This window comes from Ligilactobacillus cholophilus, assembly GCF_030389495.1.
Taxonomy (GTDB): domain Bacteria; phylum Bacillota; class Bacilli; order Lactobacillales; family Lactobacillaceae; genus Ligilactobacillus; species Ligilactobacillus cholophilus.
Map to the genome: position 1 here is coordinate 390,882 of NZ_CP127832.1, position 12,872 is coordinate 403,753.

12 protein-coding genes are annotated in these 12,872 nt (G+C 31.4%); all 12 read left to right on the plus strand.

Annotated elements, in window-relative coordinates; translation table 11 throughout:
* Positions 1-3: 3 nt before the first annotated feature.
* The 12 genes from smc (at position 4) to QPK35_RS02240 (ending at position 12,869) form a co-directional block, all read left to right on the plus strand.
* Positions 4-3,543: a chromosome segregation protein SMC gene (gene smc / locus QPK35_RS02185; RefSeq protein WP_290033829.1), complete on the plus strand. Its 3,540-nt coding sequence runs from the start codon at positions 4-6 to the stop codon at positions 3,541-3,543.
* A gap of 14 nt (positions 3,544-3,557) precedes the next feature.
* Positions 3,558-4,787 (plus strand): signal recognition particle-docking protein FtsY, encoded by a 1,230-nt coding sequence (gene ftsY, locus QPK35_RS02190; RefSeq protein ID WP_290033830.1) that lies wholly within the window; start codon positions 3,558-3,560, stop codon positions 4,785-4,787.
* A 9-nt stretch (positions 4,788-4,796) separates the two neighbouring features.
* On the plus strand, positions 4,797-5,135 hold the full coding sequence (locus QPK35_RS02195; RefSeq protein WP_290033831.1) for a putative DNA-binding protein: 339 nt from the start codon (positions 4,797-4,799) through the stop codon (positions 5,133-5,135).
* Between the two features lie 11 nt (positions 5,136-5,146).
* The gene (ffh, locus tag QPK35_RS02200; RefSeq protein WP_290033832.1) at positions 5,147-6,586 is read left to right on the plus strand and encodes a signal recognition particle protein; all 1,440 of its coding nucleotides are present in this window, start codon (positions 5,147-5,149) and stop codon (positions 6,584-6,586) included.
* 90 nt (positions 6,587-6,676) lie between these two features.
* Positions 6,677-6,952 carry a 30S ribosomal protein S16 gene (gene rpsP, locus QPK35_RS02205; RefSeq protein ID WP_290033833.1) on the plus strand — a complete coding sequence of 92 codons (276 nt, stop codon included), beginning with the start codon at positions 6,677-6,679 and terminating at the stop codon, positions 6,950-6,952.
* A 9-nt stretch (positions 6,953-6,961) separates the two neighbouring features.
* Entirely contained in the window at positions 6,962-7,207 is a 246-nt protein-coding gene (locus tag QPK35_RS02210; RefSeq protein ID WP_290033834.1) for a KH domain-containing protein, read from the plus strand.
* A gap of 89 nt (positions 7,208-7,296) precedes the next feature.
* Entirely contained in the window at positions 7,297-7,809 is a 513-nt protein-coding gene (rimM, locus tag QPK35_RS02215; RefSeq protein WP_290033835.1) for a ribosome maturation factor RimM, read from the plus strand.
* Positions 7,809-8,537, plus strand: a complete 729-nt coding sequence (trmD, locus tag QPK35_RS02220; RefSeq protein ID WP_290033836.1) for a tRNA (guanosine(37)-N1)-methyltransferase TrmD — start codon at positions 7,809-7,811, stop codon at positions 8,535-8,537. Before rimM ends, trmD begins: the two co-directional genes overlap by 1 nt.
* Positions 8,538-8,643: 106 nt before the next feature.
* Positions 8,644-9,000, plus strand: a complete 357-nt coding sequence (rplS, locus tag QPK35_RS02225; protein WP_290033837.1) for a 50S ribosomal protein L19 — start codon at positions 8,644-8,646, stop codon at positions 8,998-9,000.
* A gap of 491 nt (positions 9,001-9,491) precedes the next feature.
* Positions 9,492-10,580, plus strand: a complete 1,089-nt coding sequence (gene pdhA, locus QPK35_RS02230; RefSeq protein WP_290033838.1) for a pyruvate dehydrogenase (acetyl-transferring) E1 component subunit alpha — start codon at positions 9,492-9,494, stop codon at positions 10,578-10,580.
* 1 nt (position 10,581) lies between these two features.
* Positions 10,582-11,559: an alpha-ketoacid dehydrogenase subunit beta gene (locus tag QPK35_RS02235; protein WP_290033839.1), complete on the plus strand. Its 978-nt coding sequence runs from the start codon at positions 10,582-10,584 to the stop codon at positions 11,557-11,559.
* A gap of 14 nt (positions 11,560-11,573) precedes the next feature.
* On the plus strand, positions 11,574-12,869 hold the full coding sequence (locus QPK35_RS02240; protein WP_290033840.1) for a dihydrolipoamide acetyltransferase family protein: 1,296 nt from the start codon (positions 11,574-11,576) through the stop codon (positions 12,867-12,869).
* Positions 12,870-12,872: the final 3 nt, after the last annotated feature.

Consider the following 12,872-nt stretch of genomic DNA (forward strand, 5'->3'; position numbering starts at 1 on the left):
CATTTGAAATTAAAAACATTAACTATAAATGGCTTTAAATCTTTTGCTGATAAAACTGAAATAAATTTTCAATCAGGAATTACAGGAATTGTAGGCCCAAATGGTAGTGGAAAAAGTAATATTATTGAAGCACTACGATGGGTTTTAGGTGAACAATCGGCTAAAAGTTTGCGTGGAAGTAAAATGCCAGATGTTATTTTTGTTGGATCGGAAAAACGGGCTCCATTAAATCGTGCTGAAGTATCAATAAAATTTGATAACTCTGATCATTTTCTAGCAGGAAAACCCGAAGAAGTGGAAATAACTAGAAGAATATATCGTAATGGGGAAAGTGAATTTCTATTAAACAATAAAAAAGTTCGTCTAAAGGATATAACAGAACTTTTTATGGATACTGGGCTTGGAAAAGAAAGTTTTTCAATTATTTCTCAGGGACGAGTTGAATCTATTTTTAATAGTAAACCTGAAGATAGGCGTATTTTAATAGAAGAGACCGCTGGCGTTTTAAAATATAAAAAAGAAAAAGAACGTGCTCAAAAAGAATTAAATGAAACTACTGATCATTTAAATCGTGTAGTTGATATTTTAACTGAGTTAAAGCGTCAAAAAGAACCTTTAGAGAGACAAGCAAGTATTGCCAGAGATTATTTAGCTCAGAAAGAAAAATATGATTATTTTTATTTGAATCAATTAGTATTAAAAATACAAGCTAGTCAACTAAAGAAAAAAGATCTTGATTCTCAAACTGAGAAACTAAAACAATTGATAACTAGGTATCAAAAAGAAGCAGATTCACAACAAGAAAATGTAAAAAATTTACACGAACAGCAAAAAAAATTAGAATTAACACTTGATACGCTACAGAATAAATTAGTTATTTTAACTCAACAAAAAGAAAGACTAGCAAGCAAAAAAGATATTACTGAACAACAAAATCGTTTTAGAAATGAAAAGAAGCAGGATCTTGAGAAGCAATTGTCTAGTAATCAAAAAGAGTTAAAAAGAATTATTGAACGTATTAACAAAATTGATGATAACATTAAGGATTTACGTGAACAGAAAAAACAAATTGATATCCAGATAAAAGAGTTAGAATTAACTAAAAATATAGAACCCGATAAGCTTTTAAATGATATTCAAGTTTTAAAAGATAACGTTAATAAGCATAAACAAAAGCAATTGGAATTAAAAAATGAATTAGAATTTTTAAAAAATAATTGTGATAAGAATTATGAATTAGTAAAAAAACTTGAGAATGAAAAAGAACAATTTATTAATCAGAAAAATGAAATAGAAAGTATTCTTGATGATAAAAGAATTGAGATTAGTAAAATTGAGCAAAATATTGAAGCAACTGAAAATAAAAATAAGGCACTTCAAAATCAGCAAACAAAATTAAATTCAAAGCTTGATCAACAACGAAAGAAATGGTTTCAAGCAAGTGAAATTTTGCAAAAGGCTCATGCAAAGTATAATGCACTAAAAAGTACAGAAAAAAGTTACTCAGGTTACTATACAGGAGTACGTGAAATCCTTAAGAAGCGTGATCAGTTTAATGGTGTAATTGGTTCAATTGCAGAATTAATTGATGTTAAACAAGAATATGCTTTAGCAATTGAAACGGCGTTAGGCGCACAATTGCAAAATATTGTTGTATCTAATGAATCTGTTGCAAAATCTTGTATTAATTTTTTAACTAAAAATAGATTAGGTAGAGCAACATTTTTACCTCAGACTACTGTTAAAGAGAGAGCGGTAAAACCTTTAATTTTAGAAAAAGCAAAAAATTGTCCTGGATTTATTGGAATAGCAAGTGATTTAGTGAAGTTTTCATCTAATAACCAGTCAATAATTAAATATTTATTAGGTACAATATTAATTGTTAGTGACATAGATAGTGCTACAAATATTGCTAGAAAAATTAATTTTGGTGCTAAGATTGTTTCTTTAAATGGTGATGTTATTAATCCAGGAGGATCAATGACTGGTGGGGCTAGTCATAATACTCAAAATGGATTATTAAAGAAAAAACAAGAAATCGAAAAAATAGAAAAACAATTATCTGTTATGAAGCAGCAACTTGCAGATTTGGAACTTGATGGTCAAAAACTAAAAAAACAACTTAATGATATTTCAAATAGTATTCAAAATAATAATCTTCAAATTAACGAGTTAATACAGAAACGTAATTCATTGCAAAATGAATTTGAAAACCAAAAAATGAAATTTAATCGTGTTAAAACTCAATTGAAGGATAATCAAGATAGAATATCAGAATTAAATCAAAGTGATTTTCTTTCTCAAAAAGAGGAATTAGTTTCAAAATTAAAACAAGTTGAAGAGAAATTAAATAAAGATAATAAAGAGTTATCTAATAAAGAAAAAATAAGTGAGAATCAGCAAAGTGTAAAGCAACAGAATGCGACAAAAGAAAATATGTTGCAACAGCAACTTTTACTTTTAACAGAACGTTTAACAAATGATAAAGTGCAGCAAAATGATCTAGTTACTCAAAAAAAGCAACTAGATAGAGCTATCAATCAAAATAAAGTGGATATAGAAAAAATAGAATTACAAAGTTCTGAAAATATGTTGCAAGGTGATGAGTTAAAACAAAAGCAATTAGATGCTAAACAAGAGTATGAGAAAATTCAAACTAAAGTTGATAAGCTTCAAAGGCAAAGAAAATCTCTGCATGATGATGTATCTTCTGCTGAATTAGGATTGCAACGTATTAATGATTTACAACAAAATACCTATGATGAACAGAGAAAAATTAGTTTGCAAAATGGCAAGTTAACAACTAAATTAGACCAATTACTTTCAAATCTATCTAATACATTTGGAATGTCATTTGAGAAAGCTAAAGATCAGGCAACTGAAACTAATTTAGATGATGTTTCTCGTCAATTAAAATTATTAAAGCGAGGAATTGATGAGTTAGGAGACGTTAATTTAGGTGCAATTGATGAATTTGAAAATGTTAACGAACGATTTGAATTTTTAAATACACAGCAAACTGATTTGAATAGTGCTAAAGAAACATTATTACAAAGTATGGATGAAATGGATTCTGAGGTAAAACTTAGATTTAAGGATACATTTGATAAAGTTTCAAAAGCATTTTCAGAACTATTTCCTAAAATTTTTGATGGTGGTAAAGCTAAATTATCATTAACTGATCCAGATGATTTATTAACAACAGGGATTGAAATTACCGCAGAACCGCCTGGAAAGAAGGCACAAAAGTTAAGTCTACTTTCTGGTGGAGAACGTGCTTTGACTGCTATTACATTATTATTTGCAATCTTAAAGGTGCGACCAGTTCCATTTGCTGTTCTTGATGAAGCTGAAGCTGCATTAGATGATGCAAATGTTGTGCGTTATTCTCAATATTTAAAGAACTTTGATGATGAAACACAATTTATTGTTATTACACATCGTAAGGGAACAATGATGCAGGCTGATGTATTATATGGGGTAACAATGCAAGAATCAGGAATTTCAAAAATGGTTTCAGTATCTTTAGCTGATGTAATTTAGAAAGGAATTTTTAAATGGGGCTATTTAACAAATTAAAAAAAGCATTCGGATTTGAAGATGAAGAAGAAAAAAAGCAAGCAACTCAGGATGAAACAGAAACAAAAAATAGTGATGAATTATCAGATGATGATAAAGAGATAAAACAAGAAAGCAAAGAACTTGACAAAGAAATAGACGACGAGCATTCAGAAACAGAAACAGAAACAGAAACAGGAACAGAAACTGAGACAGAATGGGAAATCACAACGGATAACGCTAATCAAGAAGAAGTTGCCACTAATGAAGAAAAAGAAGAAAAAAATGAAAAAGAACATTATACACATGGGCTGAAGAAAACGAGAGCTGGGTTTAAGGGTAGAATTAATGCGTTATTAGCTAACTTTAGACATGTTGATGAAGATTTCTTTGATGATCTTGAGGAAATGTTGATAGAATCGGATGTTGGATTCGACGCAGCTATGAAAATTAGTGATGAATTGCGTGATGAAGTTAAATTTCAAAATGCTAAAACAAAAGATGAAGTTTCTGAAGTTATTGTTGAAAAATTAGTTGATTTATACGAAGAAGCTGGTAAAAATGAAGATGAAAAATTACATTTTTCAAAAGATGGATTAACAGTTTTCCTTTTTGTAGGAGTTAATGGTGTTGGTAAAACAACTACAATTGGTAAATTAGCAAATAGATTTAAAAAAGAAGGGAAAAAAGTTTTATTAGCTGCGGGTGATACTTTCCGAGCAGGCGCAATACAACAATTAGACGAATGGGCACAGCGAGTTGGTGTTGATATTGTGAAAAAAGAAGAAAAAAGTGATCCAGCTGCAGTAGTGTTTGATGCAATTACTAAAGCTAAAAAAGAAAATTATGATATTTTACTTATAGATACAGCAGGTCGATTGCAAAATAAAGTAAATCTAATGAATGAATTAGAAAAAATCCAAAGAATAATTACTCGCGAATTGCCTGATGCACCTCATGAGGTTTTATTAGCTTTAGATGCAACTACTGGACAAAATGCATTAACACAAGCAAAACAATTCAAAGATGTAACAAACGTTTCTGGTATTATTTTAACTAAGTTAGATGGTACTGCACGAGGTGGAATTGTACTTGCAATTAGAAATGAACTTCATATTCCAGTAAAATTAGTTGGTTTAGGCGAAAAAGTAGACGATTTACGTGATTTTAACACAGAAGATTTTGCATATGGATTATTTAAAGGATTAATTACTCCTAAGAAGGATTAGGTGATATTAATGGAAATTGAAAAAACTAATCGCATAAATGCATTATTTGAGTTTTATGAACCGCTATTAACAACAAAACAAATGGATTATTTAGCACAATATTATCGTGATGATTATTCATTAGGAGAAATTGCTGAAAATTATGATGTTTCTAGACAGGCAGTTTATGATAATATAAAACGGACAGAGAAAATATTAGAAGAGTATGAAAGTAAATTGCATTTATATGAAAATTTTAAAAAAAATGCGTCAAACTTAGATGCTCTTTTAAATTACATTCAAGCTAATTATGCTGATGATAAAAAATTATTATACTTAGCACATCAGTTAGAAAGTATAGAAGAATAGGAGAATTATTAATGGCTTTTGAAGGTTTAACCGAACGCATTCAAAATGCAATACATAGTTTACAACGTAAAGGAAAAATTACTGAAAATGATGTAAAAGAATCAATGCGTGAGATTCGCCTTGCTTTACTTGAAGCTGACGTTAATTACAGCGTAGTAAAAGATTTTATAAAAACAGTAAGCAAGCGTGCAGTAGGTGCAGAAGTTTTAGATAGTTTAACTCCAGCACAACAAATTGTAAAAATTGTTAACGAAGAATTAGTTAAAATAATGGGTGAAAAAGCAGTCCCATTAAATAAATCATCTAAGATTCCAACTGTTATTATGATGGTTGGGCTTCAAGGGGCAGGTAAAACTACTACTGCAGGAAAATTAGCTTTAAAACTAAAGAATGAAGAAAATGCACGTCCATTAATGATTGCAGCAGACGTATATCGTCCAGCTGCGGTTGATCAATTAAAAATTTTAGGTGAACAAATCGATGTTCCAGTTTTTGAAATGGGAACAGATGTTGATCCAGTTGAAATTGTACGTAAAGGAATGGAATTAGCACATGAAAAGAAAAATGATTATGTGTTAATCGATACTGCAGGACGTTTACAGATTGATGAAAAATTAATGGATGAATTATCTAAAATTAAAGAGTTAGTTCATCCGGATGAAATTCTTTTAACTGTGGATGCAATGACTGGACAAAGTGCTGTTGAAGTTGCTAAGGGCTTTAATGATCAACTTGATGTAACAGGAATTGTTCTTACTAAGTTAGATGGTGACACTCGTGGTGGTGCTGCCTTATCAATTCGTGCTGTAACTGGTAAGCCAATTAAATTTATTGGTCAAGGTGAAAAATTAACTGATTTAGATGTATTCCATCCAGATAGAATGGCTTCTCGAATTCTAGGGATGGGGGATATGCTTACACTTATTGAAAAAGCTCAAAAAGATTATGATGAGCAAAAAGCAATTGAGTTAAGAGATAAGATGCAAGCTAATTCTTTTGACTTTAATGATTTCTTAGAACAATTAGGTCAAGTTCAAAAAATGGGGCCAATGGAAGATTTAATTAAGATGATTCCAGGAATGGCAAATAATCCAGCATTAAAGAATTTACATGTTGATCCTAAAAATGTTGAACGAACTAAAGCAATTGTATATTCTATGACTTCTGAAGAACGAGAAAATCCAGATATTTTAAATCCAAGTCGTCGTCGTCGAATTGCAGCAGGTTCTGGAATGCCAATTCAGGATGTAAACAGAATGATTAAGCAATTTAAACAAATGCGTAAAATGATGAGCAAAGTATCTAAGGGTGATTTTTCTGGAATGGAAGGTTTATTAGGAAATGGAATGTCTGGGAAATTAGCCCAGATGTCAATGAAGAAAATGGCTAATAAAAACAAGAAAAAGAAACTTAGAAAGTTACAAAAAGCACGTCGTCGTCGGAAAAAATAAAAAAATATGGCCTGTCAAGAATTTTTCCTTTACAGGTAAATAAAAAATTGGTATATTATTAATTGTTGATAAATTATTAGGAGGTGCAACATGTCAGTAAAAATTCGTTTAAAGCGTATGGGTTCTAAGAAACGTCCATTTTATCGTATCGTAGTTGCAGATTCACGTTCACCACGTGATGGTCGTTTTATTGCTAATGTTGGTACTTACAACCCATTAACAGAACCAGAAACAGTTACACTTAAAGAAGAAGAAATTATGGAATGGTTAAACAATGGTGCTCAACCATCAGATACTGTTCGTAACATTCTTTCACGTCAAGGTGTAATGAAGAAGTTCCACGAAGCAAAATACTCAAAGAAATAAGGTAATTAGATGACAAAAGAAACGGTTAAGCAATTGTTAATTACAATTGTCCAAGCGTTAGTCACTAAACCTGACGATGTTTCGATAGACATCACAGAAGACGATCGTTTTATTAATTATAATATTACATTAAGTCCTGAAGATGTTGGCCGAGTAATTGGTAAAAATGGAACAGTAATTCAAGCGATTCGTTCATTGGTTTATGGCATTCGGATTGACGATGTTTTGCGGATCAAATTGAACATTGCAGATTAATTTTTGGACCTCTGAATAAGACAGGTATGTTTTGTTTAGAGGTTTTTTTGTTAATTGATATGTCATTATTAATTAGAAAGGAGACGCAAATGAATTATTATCAAATCGGAAAAATTGTGAATACACATGGAATTAAGGGTGAAGTTAAGGTTCAAGCTGTTACGGATTTCCCTGAAAAACGATTTGCGGTTGGCGAAACAGTTTATGCTTTTAAAAATGGAAAATTAGTGAAAAGTTTAATTATTAAATCACATCGAAAACATAAACAATTTGATTTGTTAACATTTGAAGGATTAGAAGATATAAATTTAGTTGAAGATCTAAAACAAAATGATTTAAAAATTTCTGAACAGCAGCAAGATTCTTTATCAGATGGCGAATATTATTATCATGAAATAATAGGGCTAGATGTATACGATTTAGAAGGAAATAAATTAGGAAAAATAAATGAAATAATTGAATCTGGTGCAAATGACGTTTGGGTTATTAAAAGAGAAGGAAAGCGTGATTTATTGATACCAGCAATTAAAGATGTTGTTAAAGAAATTCAATGTGAAGACGGAAAAGTAATTATTGATTTATTAGATGGGTTAGATGATTAATGCAAATTGATATATTAAGTTTATTTCCTCAAATGTTTGATGGTCCGATGAATAGTTCAATGATTGGTAAAGCTCAAGAAAAGGGAATTGTAAATATAGATGTTACAGATTTTCGTGAATTTACTACTAATAAACAGCATCATGTTGATGATACGCCTTATGGTGGCGGCGCAGGAATGCTATTGCAAGCACAACCAATATTTGATGCATTAGATATGGTAGAACAAAAACACCCAGAGCCTGGGAAAGTCATTCTTTTAGATCCTGCTGGACGTAAATTTGATCAAAAAGTTGCAGAAGAGCTATCACAGGAAAAACATTTAACTTTTATATGTGGACATTATGAGGGATATGATGAAAGAATTAGAACGCGAGTTACTGATGAAATTTCATTGGGAGATTATGTTTTGACTGGTGGTGAATTAGCAACAATGGTAATAATCGATGCTACTGTACGATTATTACCGGATGTGCTAGGTAATACAAATTCTGCAATTGGAGATTCTTTTTCTACTGGATTATTGGAGTATCCTCAATATACAAGACCAGCAGAGTTTCGAGGATTGAAAGTTCCTGAAGTATTAACTAGTGGTAATCATCAAAAAATTGCTGAATGGAGACATAAGGAAGCACTTAGAAGGACGTTTGAAAGACGCCCAGATTTATTAGAAGATTACCCGCTTACAGATCAAGATAAAAAATGGTTAAGAGAATTTAATAATAAATAGTCTTTACAAGTTAATTAATAGTATGGTAAAGTAATATTTGGCTGATTGCCATAATAACAATATTCCGCTGCAACTGGACATGAATATTGATGAAAGGAAGAAAAAGATGTCAGTAAACCCATTAATCAAGAAGATTACTGAATCACAATTACGTGATGATATTCCAGAATTTCGTGCTGGGGATACAGTACGTGTTCACGCACGTATCGTTGAAGGTAAACGCGAACGTATTCAAATTTTTGAAGGTGTAGTTATTAAACGCCGTGGTGAAGGTGTTTCAGAAACTTACACAGTTCGTAAAATCAGTAATGGTGTAGGTGTTGAACGTACTTTCCCAATTCACACACCACGTGTTGAAAAGATTGAAGTAGTACGTTATGGTCGTGTACGTCGTGCTAAGTTATACTACTTACGTGATCGTCAAGGTAAGGCTGCACGTATTCCAGAACGTCGTCGTAAATAATATAAAAGAGGCTAGGAATTTCCTAGTCTTTTTTTATATACAAAATATATATTACAAAAATGTTACATAATAAACGTTGTGCGCAATATTTATTATGCTTCAAGAAGTCCAAAATAAGTTTCAAGAACTTTTGAAATTTTCTCTTTAAAAATACATATACTAAGAATGTAAGTGTTAGAGAGAAAAGGACTAAGTGAATAACTTATTTAATCATTAGGGATAAGGCTTTGGGGAAAGTCTTATTTTTTTTGCCATGATTTTAATATATTCAGTAAAAAACATAATTTTTACAAATATTTCTTTTAAATTAAAAAAAAGTTAATAATAAAAAGCTATCATATCATAGCCTTTCAAATTAATCTCAATATGATTAGAAAATAAAATAATTAGTTTTATAAATTTACATATCATTTTAATTCACATCAACAGAGTAATCGATTAAAATAAAAGCTATAAGAATTATAATTAGATAATCTAAAGGAGGGTCTAAAATGTCAAAAATTAACTTAAATGACTATATGAATCAGCCTAATATGAAACCAATCCAAATAATGGATGAGAAGGGAAATATTGTTAACAAAGATTTATTTCCTGATTTATCAGATGAACAATTAGTTGATCTATTTAAAAAAATGGTTTGGGAAAGAGTTTTAGATGAAAGATCTACAAAACTTAATCGTCAAGGCCGTTTAGGTTTTTATGCACCAACAGCAGGTGAAGAAGCAAGTGAAATGGGATCAAACTATGCAATGGAAAAGGATGATTTTCTTTTACCAGCATATCGTGATATTCCACAATGGGTACAACATGGAATGCCATTATATAAAGCATTTTTATGGTCAATTGGTCATTATATGGGTGGACAAATTCCTGAAGGTGTACAAGCAACTACTCCACAAATTGTTGTTGCTTCTGCAAGTGTGCAAACTGCAGGTGTCGGTTTAGGTTTAAAGAAAAATGGCTCTCAAAATGTAGCATATATGTATACAGGTGATGGCGGAACTTCAGAAGGTGATTTTTATGAAGGAATAAATTTTGCCGGTGCATATAAAGTTCCAGCTATATTTATTGTTCAAAATAATGGATATGCTATTTCAGTTCCAAGAAAAGAGCAAACTGCAGCAAAAACAATTGCTCAAAAAGGTGTAGCAGTTGGTATTCCAGGTATTCAAGTTGATGGAATGGATGCATTGGCAGTTTATGCAGTAACTAAGGCAGCTCGTGAATGGGCAGTTTCTGGTAAAGGTCCAGTATTAATTGAAACTCTTACATATCGTTATGAACCTCATACATTATCAGGTGACGATCCTAAGAGATATAGAACTGCAGATGAAGAAAAAAATTGGCATGAAAAAGATCCATTAATTCGATTAAGAACATATCTTGACCATCAAAATCTATGGAATGAAAAGATGGAAAAAGAATGGGAAGAGCAAATTAATAAAGAAATAGATGAAGCAATTGATAAAGCAGAACAAGCACCTCATCAAACTGTGAGTGATTTCTATAAATTATCATATGCAGAAACTCCTGAAATGATTCAAGAAAAAATTGATGCATGCGAAAAGGAGGAAAATTAACATGGCTAAATTAACAATGATTAAAGCAATTACAAATGCTTTAGACCAAGAATTAAAACGTGATAAAAAAGTATTGATTTTTGGTGAAGACGTTGGTAGAAACGGTGGTGTATTTAGAGCTACAGAAGGTCTTCAAGAAGAAAATGGTAAAGACCAAGTTTTTGATACACCATTAGCTGAATCTGGAATTATTGGATTAGCAGCTGGATTAGCTTATGAAGGTTTTCGTCCAGTGCCAGAAATTCAATTCTTTGGCTTTTTATATGAATGTATGGATGAAGTAGTTGGTCAAATTGCACGTGAACATTTCCGTTCTGGTGGTACAAAGAAAATGCCAATTACAATTAGATCAGCATTTGGTGGTGGTGTTCATACACCAGAAATGCACTCTGATAGTTTAGAAGGTCTAGTTGCACAAATACCAGGATTAAGGGTTGTAATTCCAAGTTCACCATATGATGCAAAAGGATTATTAATTTCATCAATTCGTTGTGATGATCCAGTTGTATTTTTGGAACACATGAAGCTATATAGAACAATTAAAGAAGAAGTTCCAGAAGAAGAATACACACTTCCTTTAGATAAAGCAGTTGTAAAGCGTGAAGGCTCAGATATTACATTGGTTTCATATGGATATATGGTGCAAGAATGTTTAAGAGCTGCTGAAGAATTAAAAGAAGAAAATATCGATGTAGAAGTTGTTGATTTAAGAACAGTTTCTCCAATTGATGAAAAAACAATCTTAGAGAGTGTAAGAAAAACTGGAAAAGTAGTAATTGTACAAGAAGCACAAGCTATGGCTGGAATCGGCGGACAAATTTCATCTATTATTGCAGAAAAAGCAATTTTAAGTCTTGATGCTCCGATTGCACGTGTTAGTGCACCTGATACAGTTTATGCATTTAGTGAAGCTGAAAATGAATGGATTCCTAATAAAGAAGACATTGTAGAAAAAGTACGAGAAACTATTAATTTTTAGAAAGGAAGATATGAATGGGTATTTATAAATTCAAACTTCCTGATGTCGGAGAAGGAATGGCGGAAGGAACAGTTGGAAAATGGCTAGTTAAAGTTGGCGATACTATTAAAAAAGATGCTGACTTAGTCCAAATCGAAAATGATAAATCTGTTGAAGAAATTCCTTCACCTGTTGAAGGTGTTGTTGAAAAGATTGTTGTTCCTGAAGGTGATACAGCAAACGTTGGGGATACATTAGTTGAAATTAAAACAGACTCTGATGAAGATGCTGCAGATGATTCATCTTCAGATAAGAAAGAGCAAGTTAAAGAAGAAAAAGCTAATACTAATGCACAACCAAAAGCTGTACCAGCTAAGAAAAAATTAACACCACAAGATCATAGTTTACCTGTTTTAGCAATGCCTTCAGTTAGAGCATTTGCACGTGAAAAGGGTGTAGATTTAACTAAAGTCACTGGAACAGGAAATCATAATCAAATTACTAAATCTGATGTTGAAAATTACTTGAACAATGGTGAAACAGGTAAGAAAGTTGTTCCAACAGAAGATTTACGTGAACGTTCTGTAAACCAAATCAATAACGCTCAAAGTCAAGAAGGTATGCATGAACATCGTGAAAAGATGGATTCTGTTCGTTTAGCAACAGCAAAATTAGTATCTCAATCTGTAAGCGAAATTCCACATGTTACATTATTTGATGAAGTAGTTGTTGATAAACTATGGAACCAAAGAAATAATATTAAAGAAAAAGCTGCTAAGCGAGGCGTACATTTGACATTTATGCCATATATAGTTAAAGCTTTGGCAATCGTTGCAAAAGAATATCCAATTTTAAACTCATCTGTTGATATGGATAATGCCGAAATTATTTATAAAGATGATATTAATATTGGAGTTGCAACAGAAACAAGCAGAGGATTATTTATGCCAAACATAAAAAATGCTGATCGCTTGAGTATGTTTGAAATTGCTCGACAAATAAATCAAGATAAGACACTTATTGAAAGTGGAGAATTAGATTCTAATAAAGTTAAAAATGGATCTATTTCAATTACTAATATTGGTTCAATTGGTGGAGGATACTTCACTCCAATTATTAATTATCCAGAAGTTGCAATTTTGGGAATCGGTCGAATTCAAAATCAACCAATTGTTGACCCACAAGATGATCAAAAATTAACAGTTGGGAAAGTTTTGAAATTGTCATTAGTAGTAGATCATAGAGCTATTGACGGTGCAACAGCACAACAAGCATTAAATCGCTTGAAAGAGTTATTAGCTGACCCAGAATTATTATTGATGGAGGGATAATTA

Bases quoted from the DNA above. Each gene is read 5' to 3' on its own strand.
- ftsY (WP_290033830.1), top strand. From the start codon at position 3,558: ATGGGGCTATTTAACAAATTAAAAAAAGCATTCGGATTTGAAGATGAA.
- QPK35_RS02195 (WP_290033831.1), top strand. From the start codon at position 4,797: ATGGAAATTGAAAAAACTAATCGCATAAATGCATTATTTGAGTTTTAT.
- ffh (WP_290033832.1), top strand. From the start codon at position 5,147: ATGGCTTTTGAAGGTTTAACCGAACGCATTCAAAATGCAATACATAGT.
- rpsP (WP_290033833.1), top strand. From the start codon at position 6,677: ATGTCAGTAAAAATTCGTTTAAAGCGTATGGGTTCTAAGAAACGTCCA.
- QPK35_RS02210 (WP_290033834.1), top strand. From the start codon at position 6,962: ATGACAAAAGAAACGGTTAAGCAATTGTTAATTACAATTGTCCAAGCG.
- rimM (WP_290033835.1), top strand. From the start codon at position 7,297: ATGAATTATTATCAAATCGGAAAAATTGTGAATACACATGGAATTAAG.
- trmD (WP_290033836.1), top strand. From the start codon at position 7,809: ATGCAAATTGATATATTAAGTTTATTTCCTCAAATGTTTGATGGTCCG.
- rplS (WP_290033837.1), top strand. From the start codon at position 8,644: ATGTCAGTAAACCCATTAATCAAGAAGATTACTGAATCACAATTACGT.
- pdhA (WP_290033838.1), top strand. From the start codon at position 9,492: ATGTCAAAAATTAACTTAAATGACTATATGAATCAGCCTAATATGAAA.
- QPK35_RS02235 (WP_290033839.1), top strand. From the start codon at position 10,582: ATGGCTAAATTAACAATGATTAAAGCAATTACAAATGCTTTAGACCAA.
- QPK35_RS02240 (WP_290033840.1), top strand. From the start codon at position 11,574: ATGGGTATTTATAAATTCAAACTTCCTGATGTCGGAGAAGGAATGGCG.